Genomic DNA, 16,509 nt, shown 5'->3' on the forward strand with positions numbered 1-16,509 from the left:
CCCGAATGCCCGCAACGATTTCCCGCCGCGACTATGCCGCCATGTTCGGTCCCACCACCGGGGACAAGGTGCGGCTTGCAGACACCGACCTCATCATTGAGGTCGAGCGCGATCTCACCGCCTCGCTTGCCGGCGGGGGCACGCGCGCGCTCTACGGCGAAGAGGTGAAATTCGGCGGCGGCAAGGTGATCCGCGACGGCATGGGCCAGTCGCAGTACACCCGCGCGCAGGGCGCCGTGGACACGGTGATCACCAATGCGCTGATCGTTGACCATACCGGCATCTACAAGGCGGACGTGGGCCTGAAGGACGGGCGCATCGCCAAGATCGGCAAGGCGGGCAACCCCGACACCCAGCCGGGTGTGAACATCATCGCGGGTCCCGGCACGGAGGTGATCGCGGGCGAGGGGCGTATCCTCACCGCAGGCGGCATGGACAGCCACATCCACTTTATCTGCCCGCAGCAGATCGAGGACGCCCTGCATTCGGGCCTGACCACGATGCTTGGCGGCGGCACCGGCCCTGCGCACGGCACGCTGGCGACGACCTGCACCCCGGGGCCGTGGCACCTTGGCCGGATGATGCAGGCCGCCGACGCCTTCCCGATGAACCTGGCCTTCGCCGGCAAGGGCAACGCCTCGCTGCCCGCGGCGCTGGAAGAGCAGATCAGGGGCGGTGCCTGCTGCCTCAAGCTGCACGAGGATTGGGGCACCACCCCGGCGGCCATAGACACCTGCCTGTCGGTGGCCGACGACTGGGATGTGCAGGTGATGATCCACACCGACACGCTCAATGAATCGGGCTTCGTCGAGAACACCGTCGCGGCGATGAAGGGCCGCACCATCCACGCCTTCCACACCGAAGGGGCAGGGGGCGGTCACGCGCCGGACATCATCAAGATCTGCGGCGAGGAGTTCGTGCTTCCGTCATCCACGAACCCGACCCGGCCTTACACGGTCAACACGCTCGAGGAACACCTCGACATGCTGATGGTCTGCCATCACCTCGACAAGTCGATCCCCGAGGACGTGGCCTTTGCCGAGAGCCGCATCCGCCGCGAAACCATCGCCGCCGAGGACATCCTGCACGACATGGGGGCCTTCTCGATCATCGCTTCGGACAGCCAGGCCATGGGCCGCGTCGGCGAGGTGATCATCCGCACCTGGCAGACCGCCGACAAGATGAAGAAGCAGCGCGGCAAGCTGGCCGAGGAACAGGGCGACAACGACAACTTCCGCGTCCGCCGCTACATCGCCAAGTACACGATCAACCCGGCGATCGCGCATGGCATCAGCCAGCACATCGGCTCGATCGAGGAAGGTAAGCGCGCCGATCTGGTGCTCTGGAATCCGGCCTTCTTTGGCGTGAAGCCCGAGATGGTGCTGATGGGCGGCACCATCGTCTGCGCGCAGATGGGCGATCCCAATGCCTCGATCCCGACGCCGCAGCCGGTCTACACCCGCCCGATGTGGGGCGCCTATGGCCGCTCGGTCGAGAATTCGGCGGTGATCTTCGTATCGGAGGCGGCACAGGCCGACGGTTTGCGTGACAAGCTCGGCATCGCCAAGCAGACGCTGGCGGTGAAGAACACCCGCGGCATCGGCAAGAAGGACCTGATCCTCAACGACGCGCTGCCGCATGTCGAGGTGAACCCCGAGACCTACGAGGTGCGCGCCAACGGCGAGCTGCTGACTTGCGAGCCCGCCAAGGAGCTGCCGATGGCGCAGCGCTACTTCCTCTACTGACGCCCGCCACCGCAGCGGAGCTCATGACGCCGGCCCGTTGCCACGGGCCGGCGTCTCTGTTCCCAGACGGTGAGTCTCAAGGGGGCCGAATCCGGGTCGAGCCGTGCAAAATGCGCAGATCGCGCCCCGGATCCAAGCTTGCCGGATGCGCCCGAAAATTCGGCAGCCTCCCCGCCTGCGCATGGCTGCCCTCGGCTAAATGACGCGTCTTGCAGAGTTTTTTACGGCAATTGTTCGCAAAACGCCGCCCATTTATGCGTCAAATAATTTTGCATCCCTCCTAGGGCGGCGTGAGTAATAAAATTATCTGTGATCTTTGCATGGCTGGGGGGCCGGCTATGCACATGCAGCATTTGTTGTTCCCGGGTGCCTGACCTATCTTGGCTGTCAAGGGAGGAAACCAAAACCGAACGCAACGAACTCAAACGCTAGGATAGGTTTCCAAATGGCATTTCTGACTGCATCCGCACGCACTGAACAGGCACCGTTCTTCTCGCGCTTCTTCGCCGCAATCGGCAACGGCCTCGTTGCACTGGGTGAAGCAAACCCGCGCCTGCGCAAGATCGAAGCCCTGCAGCGTCTTTCCGACGAGCAACTGGCCGAGCGTGGCATCCGTCGCGAAGACATCGCGCGTCACGTCTTCCAGGACGTCTTCTACCTCTGAGTTCCTTGGGGCGCGCAAGCGCCGCAGAACTCGGCACATCAAGGCCACGCCCCGGTGATCCCGGCGCGTGGCCTTGCCTTTTCCGGTCGTTGGTCCGAGGGTGCTGGCGCAATCCAGACGATCCCCGGAGCCCTCCTCATGACAGCCCCCTCGACAAGCCTGTCCGTGTCCCACGAGATCGCCCGCAAGGGCGTCGTTCCCGAAGCGAGCCTGAGCGTGACCCTCAGCTACGAGGATCGCTTTCTCCGCCGCAAGGTGCTGAAGAGCGACCAAGGCGAGAGCTTCCTCGTCGATCTCGCGCACACCGAGAGTCTCGACCAGGGCGACGCCTTTGTACTGACCGACGGGCGCGCGGTGCGCGTCGAGGCCGCCGCCGAGCCGCTGCTGGCGGTGAGCGGAGCAGACCTGCCGCGGCTTGCGTGGCACATCGGCAACCGCCACACTCCCTGCCAGATCGAAGCCGCGCGGCTGCTGATCCAGCGCGACCACGTGATCCGCGACATGCTCGCCCATATCGGCGCGACCGTGGACGAGGTGCTCGAGCCGTTCACCCCCGAGGGCGGGGCCTATGGCCACGGCCGCACCCACGGCCATGACCACTCGCATGCGCACGGGCCAGAGGGGCACGCGCACAGCCACTCCCATTCGCACAGCCATGCGCACGCCCATGATCACGATCATGCGCACAGCCACAGCCACAGCCATTCCCACGGTCCCGCGCACGCGCATGACGACTGATCCGCTGCTGACGCTGCACCAACTTTTCTCGCCGGCCTTCCCGGTGGGCGCCTTTGCCTATTCGCACGGGCTCGAGACGCTGGTGCAGGAGGGCCGCGTCACCACCGCCGCGCAGCTGCAGGGCTGGCTCGAGGCGGTGCTCGAACACGGCGCAGGCTGGAGCGACGCGGTGCTTCTTGCGCAGGTATCGCAGGGCGGGGACGTTGCAGAGCTGACGGACCTCGCCACGGCGCTCACCCCCTCCGCCGAGCGGCGGCTCGAGACAGTGAAACAGGGCGAGGCCTTTGCCGCCACCGTCCGCGATCTGTGGCAGGCCGATATCCTCCCCGCGCCCTATCCCGTGGCAGTGGGGCAGGCCGTGCGCGCGCTGGATCTGCCGCTGCTACCGGCGCTGCAACTCTACCTTCTGGCCTTCGCCTCGAACCTTGCGGCCGCCGGCATCCGCCTGATCCCGCTCGGCCAGACGGAGGGGCAGGCGGTGATCCGTGCGCTCTCGCCGCTCTGCGAGGCGCTCGCGGCCCGCGCAATGACCGCCAGCCTTGATGAGATCGGCGGCTTCTCCCCGCTCTCGGACGTTGCCAGCCAGCGCCACGAGGCGCTCTATTCCCGTATCTTCCGATCCTGACACCTCTGGAGACCACATGACTTCCCCCAACGGACCCCTCCGCGTCGGCCTCGGCGGCCCCGTGGGCGCCGGCAAGACCACCCTCACCGCGGCGCTGGCCCGCGCCCTGCGCGACCGGCTCTCGATGGCCGTGGTGACCAATGACATCTACACCCGCGAGGACGCCGAGGAGCTGATGCGCCAGCAGATCCTGCCGCTCGACCGCATCAAGGGTGTCGAGACCGGCGGCTGCCCGCATACGGCGATCCGCGAGGATGCCTCGATCAACCTTGCCGCCATCGCCGAGCTGAACGCGGCCTTCCCCGACCTCGACCTGATCCTCATCGAAAGCGGCGGCGACAACCTTTCTGCGACGTTCTCGCCGGAGCTGGCCGACGTGACGATCTACGTGATCGACGTGGCCGCGGGCGAGGAAATCCCGCGCAAGGGCGGTCCGGCGATCACCAAGTCGGACATCCTCGTGATCAACAAGACCGACCTCGCGCCCTACGTCGGCGCCTCGCTCGAGGTGATGGAGCGCGACGCCACGCGGATGCGGGCGGGCAAGCCCTTTGTCTTTGCCCAGGTCAAGCACGGCGAGGGCGTGGACGAGATCGTCTCGCTGCTCGCCAAGATCGGCGGACTGCCTCTGGCGGAGGCGGTGGCATGAGCCGGATCGTCATCCTTGGCGTTGGAGCCGTCGGCGGCACGCTGGCGGTCAAGCTGACCCTTGCCGGGCAGGAGGTGCTGGGCATCGCCCGTGGCGCGCAGCTCGAGGCGATCCGCGCTGGTGGGCTGACGCTGCTGACGCCCGAGGGCGCCTTGCAGGCCGAATTCCCCTGCGTGGCCAGCCCCGCCGAGGCGCAGCTGCGTCCGGACGACGTGATCTTCCTGTGCGTGAAGACCCAGCACACCGAGGCCGCGCTCATGCAGCTGCGCGACGCGGGGCTGCAGGACCAACATGTCTTCTGTTTCCAGAACGGCGTCGAGAACGAGCGGCTGGCGCTGCGTTACTTCCCCAACGTGCACGGGGTGACGGTGATGCTTCCGGCGGACTTCGTGCAGCCGGGCGAAGTGGTCTGCTACGGCGCGCCCTGCATCGGCTCGTTTGACATCGGGCGCTACCCCTCGGGCTTCGACGCCGCGGACACCGCGCTCGTCGCGCGGCTCGAGGCTGCGGGTTTCCCCTCTGCCACGCGCGCGGCGGTGATGGAACGAAAATATGGCAAACTCCTGATGAACCTCGGCAATATCGTGGGTGCTGCGCTTGGCGAAGAGGTCGACAGCACCGCAGTCACCGCTGCGCTCAAGGCCGAGGCCGAGGCGGTCATGGCCAAGGCGGAGATCGACTGGTCGGACCCCGCCGAGGAGGACGACAAGCGCGCGGCGCAGCTGAAGATCGTCGAGGTGCCGGGGGTGACACGGGTCGGCAGCTCGACGGCGCAGAGCCTCGCGCGCGGGGCCGGCTCGGTCGAGACCGACTACCTGAACGGCGAGGTCGCGCTGCTGGGCCGGCTGCACGGCGTGCCCACCCCCTGCAACGCCTGGTTCACCGCGCTTGCCGCCCGGTTGGTGCGCGACGGTGCCGCGCCGGGGGCGGTGACGCTGGCCGAGGTCGAGGCCGCGCTGGGGCTCTGAGCAGAGGCCAGAGCGTCGCGATAACGCGTTTCGGGGACGATGCGGTAGAAACGACCGCCGATCACCCCGAACCGCCCTCGGGCCGGAAGAGCCTGATCCATGACGCCGCTCTCCCGGATGACCGACTGTGCCGTTCTGGAGAGCCGCAGAGCCGCAGGCAAGAATTGCACCATTGATGAAAAAGGGGTGTCCCCGCGGGGACACCCCTAGATGTTTTGGCGGCGCGGCGCCTTAGTAGTCGTGCTCGTAATAGATGCCGAGCGTGCTGTCGCCCTCCGAGGTCACGCTGCCCTTTGCCTTGAGGCTGGGGGTGATCTTGATGTTGAGGTTGACCGCGCTGCCGCCGCCGGAGTCGACTTCGACGTCGGTGTAGATGTCCTCCGAGATGTACTTGCCGAGCCGCAGCCCGGCCTCGCCCTCGTCGTTCGTGGTCACGTCGAGATCGTCCAGCCCGAGGTTCTGCCTCAGCCCGTCGACCGCGCCGGAGCCGCGCCCGGCGAGCGTGTTCACCGCCGCCGCGATCTGCAGCGCCTGGAAGCCCGAGATCTCGGTGATGTCACGTCCGAAAAGCAGCAATGCCAGCACCTCTTCCTCGGGGCGCGAGGGATCGGAGGAGAACTCGACTTCGGGCTCCGTGGCGAGTCCGGTGATGCTGACGGTCACCGTGGTGCTCTCGACCTGCGAGGTGGCGGCGATATCCAGCGTCGGGATGAACTCTCCGGTGAGCGCCATGGTCGCCCGGTCCAGCGTGAGCCGCTGGCCGAGGATGTCGAGCCGGCCGCGGATCAGGTCGAACCGGCCTTGCGGGATCACGTCGGCCGAGCTGCCGGTGATGCGCAGCGCGCCGCCAAGCTCCATGTCGAGGCCACGGCCGCGCACGAAGATCTGCTGCGGCGCACGGATCACCAGGTCGAGCGGCAGCGCGTAGGCCGAGCCGCCGCCTTGCTTCTCCTCGTCGATCATCCCGGCCCGGATGCGGGTCACGCGCGAGCCGAAGGGCTCGGAGACATGGGTCAGCACGAAGCCATGGCTGCCCGGCCCGAGCCCGGTTTCGGGGATGCGGATTTCGGCGTTGTCGATAAGGATCTCGCCGCCGATCGTAGGCCCGGTGAGCAGTGGCCCCGAGATCGTGACGTTGCCGCCGAGCTGCACCTGGTAGAGCCGCCGGTCCTCGAGCACGAGGTCGTCGAGCGCAATGACGAGGTTGGCGGGGAAATCGCCGCTCATGCCGATGGTGCCGTCGACGTTGATCCGCCCGCCGGTGGCCAGCGCGGTCGAGGCGGTCAAGCTGGTCTGCCCGCCCGAGACATTGGCGTTGAGGTTGAGCCCGGTGAACTCGAGCCCGGCGGTGGGCACGATGACGCGCGCGCCGTTGACCGTGACATTGCCGGACAGGGAGTTCAGCGCCAGCGGTCCGTTCAGCTGCATGTTGAAATTCGCCATGCCGGACATGAGGTTGGGCGAGGCCACCTGATTGGCCAGCTCGAGCGGCGCATTGCCGGTGATCGCCAGGTTGGCGCTGCCGAAGTCCTGCGCGATGCTGCCCGAGACCTGCGCCCGCGTGCCGCCGGGGGCGGTGAGGTTGGTCTGCACTTGGTACTGGCCGCCGTTCTGGGTCAGCGTGCCCTCGGCGGTGGCGCGGCCGGGGAGCTGTGGCACCAGAAGGCCCAGATCGCGCAGCGCGACATTGTAGGTGATGCTGCTGTCACCGGTGCCATAGGTGCCATTGGCGGTGGCGGTGATCTCGCGCGTCTGCACCTCGAGCTGTTGCACGTTCAGCGCCCCGTCCGCATCTCGGCTCAGTTGCACCACGGCGCGGCCGTCGCCGCCAACGAGCTGGTCGACGGTGGGGATGCCAAGCGCCAGCGCGCGGGTGTCGAGCCGCCCATCGGCCGTAAGGCTGCCATCCTCGAGGTTGTAGGCGACGTTGCCGTCGAAGTTGACCCCGCCCGAAAGCGGCTGGCCGACCAGCGGCGCATAGGCGTTCAGCGAGGCGACCGAGGCGGTGCCATCGAAGCCCACCGCGCCGAGCTTGCCGCCGCCGAGCTTCTCGGCGGTGACGCGGCCCTGCGCGTTCGCCTCGCCCGGGCCGGAGCCGCTGAAGTCGAGCTGATAGGCGCCGTCACTTTCCTGCAGGGTGCCCCTGAGCTGCGCGCCGCCGGTGACGCCGGGCTGGATCAGCGACATGTCGGGCAGCGAGATGTCGAAGCTGGCGTTGCTGAGGCCGCTCTCGGCCGAGCGCTCCTTGCCGAGCAGCGCGGCGGTGTAGACATCGCCCTGCGCGGTGACCTGGATTGCCTGGCCGTTCACGTCGAGCTGCCGGATCTGCACCAGATCACCGTCATAGGCGACCGAAGCGTCGAGATCGACCGTGCCGGTGAGCAGCCCGTCCAGCTGCGCGATGCCGGTGCCGAGATCACGCGTGGTGCCGTCGAGCACCGCGTCGGCGGCGCCGGTGGCCATGTCGTAGGAGACGTCGGCGGTGAGGTTCAGCCCGCCCGCCAGCGCGCGTCCGACGAGCGGCTCGTAAATCGACAGGTCAGAGGCCGCGAGGTCGCCATCGAAGGTGACCATGCCGAGGCTGCCATCGGCCCGTTTCTCGGCGCTGGCCTTTCCGATGATGCGCACGTCGCCCGGCGCGGTGGCGTCGAGGTCGAGCAGGTAGGCGTTGCCCTCTTCCTGCAGCGTGCCGGTGAACCGTGCGGGGCCGGTGATCTCGGGCTGGATCAGCGACATGTCGGGCAGGGAGATGTCGAAGCTGGCGTTGCTCTGGCCTGCACTTGCCGACGGGGTGCCGCCCAGCAGGGCGGCGGTATAGACCTCGCCTTCGGCCGAGACCTGCACAGCCTGACCGTTCACCGTCAGCTGGCGGATCTGCGCCAGATCGCCATCATAGGCAACCGAGGCGTCAAGATCGACCGCCCCGGTGAGCAGCCCGTCCACCTGCGCGATGCCGGTTTCGACGTTGGTCAGCCGACCGTTCAGCACGGCATCGATGGCGCCGCCGTCGAGCGTATAGGTGACGTCGGTTTTCAGATCGACGCCGCCCGCCAGCGGTCTTCCAGCCAGCGGGGCATAGGCCGCCAGGTCCTGCGCCGCGGCATCGCCCATGAAGCGCAGGAACCCGATGCCGCCACCTTCGAGCTTGCTTGCGGTCAGCAGACCATCGAGATCGGTGCCGCCCGGCGCGGTGCCCTCGATGTCGAGGCGGTAGGCTTCGGGGGTCTCGTCGAGCGTGCCGGAGACCTGCACCGCGCCCGAAAGCCCGTCCTGCACCTTCGACACGTCCGGTATAGAGATGTCGAAGGTGCCGGTGCTGCCGCCGGTCTGCAGCTTGGCCTCGGCAGTGGCCTTGAGACCCTCGCCCGAGAGGTCGAGGCGGCGCAGCTCGGTGCCTTCCTCGTTGCGGACTGCAGAGGCGAATAGCTCGACCTGCCCCTCGAGCAGGCCGTCGGCCTGCGCGATGCCGGTCTTCAGATCGAGGGTGCGGCCCTGCGCGGTGATGTCGAAGCGGCCCGCGACCGGCTCGATCGAGCCCTTTACCGCAAGGTCGGCATCGCCGCCGAGAGGGCGCCCGGCAAGGCCGGAGAAGCGGCCGATGTCTTTGGCCTTCACGCTGAGGTCGGGCTCGATGATGATATTGCCGCTGTTGCCGAGGCCCGAGAAGGTCACGTCTCCGTCGAGCGAGAGCCCCGCGCCGCCGAAGTCGATCTGCCGCAGGTAGAGTGGATCGCCCGCTTGCCAGTCGATCTGCATGACGCCCCTCAACTCCTCGCCCGCGGCGTCGGCCATGGAGGCGTCGGCGAAGTCGAGGCCGGTGGCATCGAAGGTCAGCTGCGCCTCGACTCCGCCAGGCAGGGAGGCGCCGGCGCTGCGGCGGATGGTGCCGCGCCCGGCGATGTCGGCGCGGTCGATGGACATGTTGGGGCGGTCGATGCCCTCGGCGACCAGATCGAGGATGAAGGCCTCGCCCTGCGATGCGTCGAAGTCGAGCGTCAGCGTGGCGGTGTCGAGCATGGTGACGTCGCCGGACATGGCCAGCCGCACCGGGCTGCCGTCGTCGGAGGCGATTTCCCCGTCGAGTTTCAGCAGCTCGGGCCAGCCGTCTGCGCCGATCCGTGCCGAGCCGGTGAGCGAGACCATTGCGGTTTGCAGGTCCAGCTTTTCCAGATCGAGCGTGCCGTCCGAGCCCTGCAGGCCCGTGACTTGAAGGCTCTGCTCGGGTCCGAAGAAGTCGCGGTGCTCCTCTGGCAGCAGCGGGCGGAGGTCGCCCGAGAGATCGGCGGTGAACTGGCGCCCGGCTTCGGAGCTGCCCTGCAGCGTGACCTGTCCCCCCAGCCGTTCCTCGCCATCGGTGGCGAGCTGCAGGTCGGCGGTGAAATCGTCGAGCACGCCGTCGCCCTTGACCGTCAGCGCCAAAGAGGGCGCTCCGGGCAGGCCCAGCTTGGTGCCGACGATTCCGCCGCTGTCCTCTTCGAGCGCGAGGTCGATGTTGAGCGAGCCGCTGTCGTTGGCGTAGCTGCCTGCGAGAGTCAGCGAATCCCGCGGCCCGTCGAGCCGGTTTACCGAAATGTCGGCATTGCCTTCGCCATCCGCGAGTTTGGCCGAGCCTTGGACCTCCAGCGCGATCTCCTCGCCCATCAGCGGGGCGCCGAGTTCGACGCGGGCGATATTCAGCGCGCCGACCTCGACCGAGACGGGCAGATCGGGCAGAGCGAAATCGCCCGAGGCCTCGGGGGCGGGGGCCTCGCCCTCGGTGATCGGGGCACGCGCGATGGCGAGCCGCTCGGCGCTGAGCTCGTTGACGACGAGCTGGCCGCGCAGCAGCGCGGTGCGGCGCCAGTTGAGCTTGGCATTCTCGAGCGTCAGCCAGACGCCGTCGGAGTCGGAAATGGTCATCCGCTCCAGCGTTGCTTCGGAGCTCAGCGCGCCGCGAAAGCCGATGATGCGCACGTCGCGCCCGGCGCCGGAGAGGGAATCCTCGATCAGCCGTTCAAGAAAGCCGCCGCTGTCCTCGTCTTCCTCCTGCGCCAGCGCAGGCGGGGCCGCCAGAAAGAGCGGCAGCAGCAGCAGCATCAAAAGTCTTTTGAGAAGGGTCAAAACGCTTGTCCTATCCCGAGGTAAATCTGAACGCCGTCGCCGGTGTCGCCGCCGGCGGGCATGGCGACATCGAAGCGCAGCGGGCCGATGCCCGTCTTGTAGCGCACGCCGAGACCGGCGCCCGCGTGCCATTCGCCGTCATCGCCGCCGGGGGTGCTGTCGCGGCCGACGTAGCCCGCGTCGTAGAAGACCACCGCGCCGAGGCTTTCGCCGATGTCCTGCCGAAACTCGGCCGAGAGCGCTGCGAAGCTGCGGCCGCCGATGGTGTCGCCGTCGCCGATGTCGATGGCCAGCGACTGATAGGGCTGGCCGCGGACGGTGCCGGCGCCACCGGAATAGAAGAGGTAGTCGGGCGGGGTTTCGTCGATGTCGGGGCCGAGCACCGAGCCCAGCATGACCCGCCCTGCCAGCACCGAGCGCTCGCGTTCGCCGAGCGCGAGATAGCCGCGGAAGTCGCCGTAGAGCCGCGCGCCGTTGGGATCGTCGCGCAGGTTCAGGAAGGGGGTCGCCTCGGCTAGCGCGTAGAAGCCGTGTCGCGGATCGAACTCGTTGTCGCGGCGATCGTATTCGGCCTTCATCGGCAGAGTCAGCAGCTCGAAGGTACGCTCGCCGAGATCGTCGGTGGTCTCGGAGTAAAGATAGCCGACGCCGATTTCGGTGTAGAGATGGTCGGTGAGTTGGCGGGTGATGCCGAGGGTCAGCTCGATGCTGTCCAGATCGTAGTTCGGCTCCTGCAGGTGCTGCAGCTCGGTCTCGAAGAAGCCGTTGGTCTCGGGTCCGATGACGGCGGGCACGTCGAGCCGCCCGGTGAGCGTGTAGTCGAGCGTGTCGGCCTGATCGGTTATGTCGGTGATCGAGGCGTCGAAGCGCAGTCGTTCGGCACCGCCGAGGATGTTGCGGTGCAGCCAGTAGCCGGTGAGCGACAGGCCTTCGAGCGAGCTGATCTCGGCGCCGGCGCCAACGCGCCGCGGCTTGGAGTCGACAACCTGGAGCGTGTAGTCGAGCGTGCCGTCGGGGTTGGGCACCTCCTTCTCGCGCAGGGTGACCGTGGCAAAGGCGCCGGTGCGGGTGAGCCGATCAACCGCATCGTTGACCTCTTGCGGATCGTATATCTCGCCAGTGGGCAGCCCGGCGATGCGTCGCCGGGCGCTGCCGCGCACGGCGCTCTTGCCGACGTTGAGCAGCCGGCCGAAGCGCAGACGCGGGCCGGTGGTCACCCCGAGGTCCACATCGACGTAGCGGCTGACGTGGTTGGCGGTCACATCCTCGCGGGTCAGCTCGGCCTTGGGGTAGCCGACGTTGCGCCAGCCGTCGACGGCTGCCTGCGCGGCGCCGCTGATGGTGCTTGCGCGGGCGCGGTCGCGGGTCTTGAAGTCCGAGGGCAGTTCGGTGCCGGGGGCCAGCGGCGCCACGTTCGTGCGCCCGAAGCGGAAGCTGGGACCGCGCTTGACCAGAACGTCGACACGGTTCACCGACTGCGGCGTGGTGAGCAGCGGGATGTCGGCCGCCTCGCGACCGTCGATGCGGATCGACACTTCGGGTCCGTAATAGCCGTTGGAATAGAGCGTCTCGACGATGATTCCGTAGTCCTGCAGCGCCGCGGCGAGCACGTCCGGCCCCTGGGTCTTGCCGTCGGTCTTGGCACGCACCAGCGCCGAGTAGGTGGTGATCTGGTCCTGAATGTCCTGGTCGAGCTCCGGAAATGCGAAGCTGAGCGTTTCGAAGGCCGAGGCCGGCAGGGCGGCGAGGCTCAGGGCGAGGCTCAGGGAAATAAGAGAGTGCCGAGGGCGCAATGAACTGTCCTTTCTCGAAACCATGCGGGCACCTTAACGCAGCGGAAGTGCTGCGGCTAGGCGCAGCGGCAATAAGGTCAGCGTTCCGGGTGATTTAGCGCTCATCGGTCACGGGGCGACCGTCGATCCGCAGCGGGAGGCCGCCGGGACGCGGAAAAGCCGCGGCGCGGCTTGCCGTAAGGTCGGTGCGGCACTATCCCGATCAACAGGCAGCTTGGCAAAAAGGGCAGGGCATCACGATGGCGACGCAGACCTATGTGACCGGATGCGCCGGCGTGCTCGGCTTCGAAATCCTGCGCGCGTTCGACGCGGCGGGCCTGCCGGTCACCGGCATCTCGCGCAGCGCGCTGCCCGAAGGGGCGGCGGCGCTGCCGCACGTGCGGGTGAGCGACGCACTGCACCCGGGCTGGCTGGCGCCGGGCGATGCGGGGGCCACCATCGTGCATTGCGCCGGCCTGTCGGACGCGCGGCGGCGCTTCGGCTCGATCGGTGAGTTGTCGCAAGAGATCACCCGGCCGCAGACCGATTTCGTCGAGGCGCTGGTGGCGCGCGGCTGGCGCGGGCATTTCATCTACCTGTCCACCGCGGCGGTCTACGGCGACACGGACGCGCTGCCGATCCCCGAGACCCGCGAGCCACAGCCCAAGGGGTATTACGCGCTGCACAAGCTGGCGATGGAGGAGGCACTGCTGTTCCTCGCCGCGCAGCATGGCTTCCGGCTCACTCTGCTGCGGCTTGGAAACCCCTATGGCACGGCGATGCCTGGGCGCGAGCGGGGGGTGATGCGGCTGCTGCTCGATGCGCTGGCCAGCGGCGCGCCTTTCACCGTCTATGGCAGCGGCGAGACCTCGCGCGATTACCTGCACATGGATGACTTCTGCGCCGCGGTGGAGCGGGTGGCGACCGGCCCGCTGCCGGCGGCGGTGACCCGGCTCAACCTCGGCGCGGGCGAGGGATGTTCGCTGAACGCGTTGATCGCGAAGCTGGAGGCGGCCACCGGACGCCAGCTCAACCTCGTCAGCGAACCTTCGGCGCTGGAGGTGAAGTCGAGCGTGCTCGATATCGCGCGCGCGCGACGTGTCCTTGACTGGGCGCCGCGGGTGTCCCTGGACGACGGGCTGGCGCGCATGGTCGCGGACTACGGGCTTTGAGGCGATGATCGACGCGCTGATCGCCAAATACGGTCTGATCATCGTCTACCTCGGCTGCGCGCTCGAAGGCGACACGGTCGCCATCACCTCTGGGCTGCTGGCGCATCACAAGTTGCTGCCGCTCTGGCCGACCCTTGCCGCCGCCTGGGCTGGGGCTTGGAGCGCGGACGCCGTGATCTTCCTGCTGGCGCGGCACTACCGCGATCACCCGCGGGTCCTGCGCCTCCTCGCCCACCCGGTGTCGCAGAAGATGGCGCGGCGGTTCCTTGGGCGTCCGGTCCTGCTGGCCGCGGTCTTCCGATTCCTGCCGGGAATGCGCACGGTGACGCCGGTGCTTTTGGCCGCCGGCGCGCGGCTGAGCCCGGCACTTTACCTGCCGCTCACCTGCGTTTCGGCGCTGGTCTGGGCCGGGGTGATGGTGGTCATCGGCCATGGCATCGGCGGGCTGGTGCACCGCATCTGGGGGCATGTGGACCGGACCGAGTTGCTGCTGGCGCTGCCGGTGCTGCTGGTCGCGCTGTTCCTTGGGCACCGGCTGTGGCAGATGCGGCGGGATCTGCGCGAGTAAACCAGCCAGACTTGGCCGGCGCCGCAAAAGAAAACGCCGCCCCGGAGGGCGGCGTCTTGCGTTCCGCGGGCGCGCTTCAGCCGAAGAGCCGGCTGCCCTGTTCGTCGATCATCTGCTTGGCCTTGCGGATCGACGCCTCTACGGCCTCGTCGCGGTCGCGGATGACGTCGGCGCGGATCAGTTCGTGCACCTTTGTCTCGCCGTTCACCTCGCCCTCGATGCGGGCGGCGATGCGGAACTGACCCTCTGCCGGCTGCGGCGTGGGAAAGATGCGGAAGCCGCTATATTCGACGGCCTCCGCCTGCGGCTCTGCCTTGGCGGGGCCGGAGCCGCCGCCGAAGAGACGAGACCAGAAGGACATGGGCGTTCCTCCGCGTTTACTGGTCGAGGAAGGAGCGCAGCTTGCGCGACCGCGACGGGTGCTTGAGCTTGCGCAGGGCCTTGGCTTCGATCTGGCGGATCCGTTCGCGGGTCACCGAGAACTGCTGGCCAACCTCTTCCAGCGTGTGGTCGGTGTTCATGCCGATGCCGAAACGCATCCGCAGAACCCGCTCTTCACGCGGGGTGAGCGAGGAGAGCACGCGGGTGGTGGTCTCCTTGAGGTTTTCCTGAATCGCCGAGTCGAGCGGCAGGATCGCGTTCTTGTCCTCGATGAAATCGCCGAGCTGCGAATCTTCCTCGTCGCCGATCGGCGTTTCGAGCGAGATCGGTTCCTTGGCGATCTTCATCACCTTGCGGACCTTCTCGAGCGGCATCTGCAGCTTTTCCGCCAGCTCTTCCGGGGTCGGCTCGCGGCCGATCTCGTGCAGCATCTGGCGGCCAGTGCGGACCAGCTTGTTGATCGTCTCGATCATGTGCACCGGGATACGGATGGTGCGCGCCTGGTCGGCGATCGAGCGGGTGATCGCCTGACGGATCCACCATGTCGCATAGGTCGAGAACTTGTAACCGCGGCGGTACTCGAACTTGTCCACGGCCTTCATCAGGCCGATGTTGCCTTCCTGGATGAGATCGAGGAACTGCAGCCCGCGGTTGGTGTATTTCTTGGCGATGGAGATCACGAGGCGCAGGTTGGCCTCGACCATTTCCTTCTTGGCCTGACGCGCCTCTTTCTCGCCCTTCTGCACCTGCTGGACGATGCGGCGGAATTCGCTGATGTCGAGGCCGACGTACTGGCCGACCTGCGCCATGTCGGCACGCAGCTCTTCTGCCTTGTCCGAGAAGCGCTCGATGAACATCTGCCAGCCGCGACCGTCCTTGGCCGCCATGTGGTCCATCCAGTTCGGATCAAGTTCGCGGCCACGGTATTCGTCGATGAACTCGCGGCGGTTGATGCGGGCCTGGTCGGCCAGCTTCACCATCGAGCTGTCGATCATCATGATCCGCTTGTTGATGCCGTAGAGCTGGTCGATCAGCGCCTCGATGCGGTTGTTGTGCAGGTGAAGCCCGTTCACCAGCACCACGATTTCCGAACGCACGCGCTGGTACTGCGCCTCGTCCTCGGCCGAGAAGGAGCCGTCCTCGTTCAGCGTGGCGCTGATCCGGGCATCCTGCATTTCCGACAGGGTTTCGTAATCGGCTGCGATCGTGTCGAGGGTTTCCAGAACGCGCGGCTTCAGCGCGGTCTCCATCGCGGCCAGCGACATGCTGGCCTGGTCGTCCTCGTCCTCGTCGTCATCACGGCGCAGCGGGTTGCCGTCGGCATCGAGTTCGGGCTCGTTGCTGCGCTGCTTCTGCGCCGAGGCGTCGCCGCCGGTGCCGACCACCGGCTCGTCCAGCTCGCCGTCCTCGTCGAGCTGGTTGCCGAAGGTCGCCTCGAGGTCGATCACGTCGCGCAGGAGGATTTCCTCGCTGAGAAGTTCCTCGCGCCAGATGGTGATCGCCTGGAAGGTCAGCGGGCTTTCGCAGAGGCCCGCGATCATCGTGTTGCGGCCAGCCTCGATGCGCTTGGCGATGGCGATTTCGCCCTCGCGCGAGAGCAGTTCGACCGAGCCCATCTCGCGCAGGTACATGCGCACCGGGTCATCGGTGCGGTCGAGCTTCTCGGCGCCCCCGGACGACAGCGCGACGTCGCGACCGCGCGAGGCGTCGACCAGATCGGTCGAGCCCTTCGCCTTGTCGTCACCGTCTTCCGATTCCTCGTCCTCTTCGGTGACTTGGATGCCCATTTCGGAGAGCATCGACATCACGTCTTCGATCTGGTCTGAGCTGACCTGATCGGGCGGCAGAACCTGGTTCAGCTGGTCATAGGTGATAAAGCCACGCTCGCGCGCCTCGGCGATCATCTTCTTGACCGCGGCCTGGCTCATGTCGAGGCTGTGTGCGTCGTCCTGAGTTTCCGGCTTGGCGTCGTCGTTGTCTTTGGCTGCCATGAAGTGCTCCGTCAGAGGGAGGGGCCGGTTCTGGCCGGCACTCGCGCAAGTGAAGTGATTCGATTTTGCGAATCATGGGGGGAATCGTTTGATTCGGCCACCCGTCTACCGGTTTTTCCTCCAGTTTCCCTAAATG

Annotated in this window: 12 protein-coding genes; 8 read left to right on the forward strand and 4 right to left on the reverse strand. The window is 67.3% G+C overall.

Translation table 11 applies throughout. The features are described 5' to 3' along the window. Positions 1-5 precede the first annotated feature (5 nt). The 6 genes from ureC to G0D83_RS01820 all read left to right on the forward strand — a co-directional run bounded on the left by ureC (position 6) and on the right by G0D83_RS01820 (position 5,389). Complete coding sequence (gene ureC / locus G0D83_RS01795; RefSeq protein WP_108966533.1) at positions 6-1,745, forward strand: urease subunit alpha; 1,740 nt, start codon at positions 6-8, stop codon at positions 1,743-1,745. 445 nt (positions 1,746-2,190) lie between these two features. Next, complete coding sequence (locus G0D83_RS01800; protein ID WP_108966531.1) at positions 2,191-2,409, forward strand: DUF1127 domain-containing protein; 219 nt, start codon at positions 2,191-2,193, stop codon at positions 2,407-2,409. 138 nt (positions 2,410-2,547) lie between these two features. Continuing rightward, the gene (locus G0D83_RS01805; RefSeq protein ID WP_164188975.1) at positions 2,548-3,147 is read left to right on the forward strand and encodes an urease accessory protein UreE; all 600 of its coding nucleotides are present in this window, start codon (positions 2,548-2,550) and stop codon (positions 3,145-3,147) included. Then, entirely contained in the window at positions 3,137-3,772 is a 636-nt protein-coding gene (locus G0D83_RS01810; RefSeq protein WP_164188977.1) for an urease accessory protein UreF, read from the forward strand. Before G0D83_RS01805 ends, G0D83_RS01810 begins: the two co-directional genes overlap by 11 nt. Before the next feature lie 16 nt (positions 3,773-3,788). Beyond that, positions 3,789-4,421: an urease accessory protein UreG gene (ureG, locus tag G0D83_RS01815; protein ID WP_164188979.1), complete on the forward strand. Its 633-nt coding sequence runs from the start codon at positions 3,789-3,791 to the stop codon at positions 4,419-4,421. Further along, entirely contained in the window at positions 4,418-5,389 is a 972-nt protein-coding gene (locus tag G0D83_RS01820; RefSeq protein ID WP_164188981.1) for a ketopantoate reductase family protein, read from the forward strand. Before ureG ends, G0D83_RS01820 begins: the two co-directional genes overlap by 4 nt. 231 nt (positions 5,390-5,620) lie before the next feature. Here the strand turns inward: G0D83_RS01820 and G0D83_RS01825 are convergent, their stop codons facing one another. Together G0D83_RS01825 and G0D83_RS01830 are read right to left on the reverse strand one after the other, a co-directional pair. Then, a complete protein-coding gene (locus G0D83_RS01825) occupies positions 5,621-10,489 on the reverse strand; it encodes a translocation/assembly module TamB domain-containing protein (RefSeq protein ID WP_235957995.1) in 4,869 nt (1,622 codons plus the stop codon). Next, positions 10,486-12,306: an autotransporter assembly complex family protein gene (locus G0D83_RS01830; RefSeq protein ID WP_164188982.1), complete on the reverse strand. Its 1,821-nt coding sequence runs from the start codon at positions 12,304-12,306 to the stop codon at positions 10,486-10,488. The genes G0D83_RS01825 and G0D83_RS01830 overlap by 4 nt, the downstream gene beginning before the upstream one ends. 215 nt (positions 12,307-12,521) lie before the next feature. On the opposite strand from G0D83_RS01830, the gene G0D83_RS01835 reads away from it, so the two are divergent. After that, complete coding sequence (locus G0D83_RS01835; protein WP_164188984.1) at positions 12,522-13,433, forward strand: NAD(P)-dependent oxidoreductase; 912 nt, start codon at positions 12,522-12,524, stop codon at positions 13,431-13,433. Positions 13,434-13,437: 4 nt separating this feature from the next. After that, a complete protein-coding gene (locus G0D83_RS01840; protein ID WP_164188986.1) occupies positions 13,438-14,001 on the forward strand; it encodes a DedA family protein in 564 nt (187 codons plus the stop codon). A gap of 76 nt (positions 14,002-14,077) precedes the next feature. Here G0D83_RS01840 and G0D83_RS01845 read toward each other — a convergent pair whose 3' ends face one another. Together G0D83_RS01845 and rpoD are read right to left on the reverse strand one after the other, a co-directional pair. Then, positions 14,078-14,362, reverse strand: a complete 285-nt coding sequence (locus tag G0D83_RS01845) for an HlyU family transcriptional regulator (RefSeq protein ID WP_164188988.1) — start codon at positions 14,360-14,362, stop codon at positions 14,078-14,080. A 16-nt stretch (positions 14,363-14,378) separates the two neighbouring features. Continuing rightward, entirely contained in the window at positions 14,379-16,373 is a 1,995-nt protein-coding gene (rpoD, locus tag G0D83_RS01850; RefSeq protein ID WP_164188990.1) for an RNA polymerase sigma factor RpoD, read from the reverse strand. Positions 16,374-16,509: the final 136 nt, after the last annotated feature.

The organism is Salipiger sp. PrR003, from assembly GCF_010500785.1.
Classification (GTDB): Bacteria; Pseudomonadota; Alphaproteobacteria; order Rhodobacterales; family Rhodobacteraceae; genus Salipiger; species Salipiger pacificus_A.

Excerpts from the sequence above, each read along its gene's own strand:
- rpoD (WP_164188990.1), bottom strand. The coding sequence starts at position 16,373 with ATGGCAGCCAAAGACAACGACGACGCCAAGCCGGAAACTCAGGACGAC.
- G0D83_RS01810 (WP_164188977.1), top strand. The coding sequence starts at position 3,137 with ATGACGACTGATCCGCTGCTGACGCTGCACCAACTTTTCTCGCCGGCC.
- G0D83_RS01835 (WP_164188984.1), top strand. The coding sequence starts at position 12,522 with ATGGCGACGCAGACCTATGTGACCGGATGCGCCGGCGTGCTCGGCTTC.
- G0D83_RS01845 (WP_164188988.1), bottom strand. The coding sequence starts at position 14,362 with ATGTCCTTCTGGTCTCGTCTCTTCGGCGGCGGCTCCGGCCCCGCCAAG.
- G0D83_RS01820 (WP_164188981.1), top strand. The coding sequence starts at position 4,418 with ATGAGCCGGATCGTCATCCTTGGCGTTGGAGCCGTCGGCGGCACGCTG.
- G0D83_RS01830 (WP_164188982.1), bottom strand. The coding sequence starts at position 12,306 with ATGGTTTCGAGAAAGGACAGTTCATTGCGCCCTCGGCACTCTCTTATT.
- G0D83_RS01840 (WP_164188986.1), top strand. The coding sequence starts at position 13,438 with ATGATCGACGCGCTGATCGCCAAATACGGTCTGATCATCGTCTACCTC.
- ureC (WP_108966533.1), top strand. The coding sequence starts at position 6 with ATGCCCGCAACGATTTCCCGCCGCGACTATGCCGCCATGTTCGGTCCC.
- G0D83_RS01805 (WP_164188975.1), top strand. The coding sequence starts at position 2,548 with ATGACAGCCCCCTCGACAAGCCTGTCCGTGTCCCACGAGATCGCCCGC.
- G0D83_RS01800 (WP_108966531.1), top strand. The coding sequence starts at position 2,191 with ATGGCATTTCTGACTGCATCCGCACGCACTGAACAGGCACCGTTCTTC.
- ureG (WP_164188979.1), top strand. The coding sequence starts at position 3,789 with ATGACTTCCCCCAACGGACCCCTCCGCGTCGGCCTCGGCGGCCCCGTG.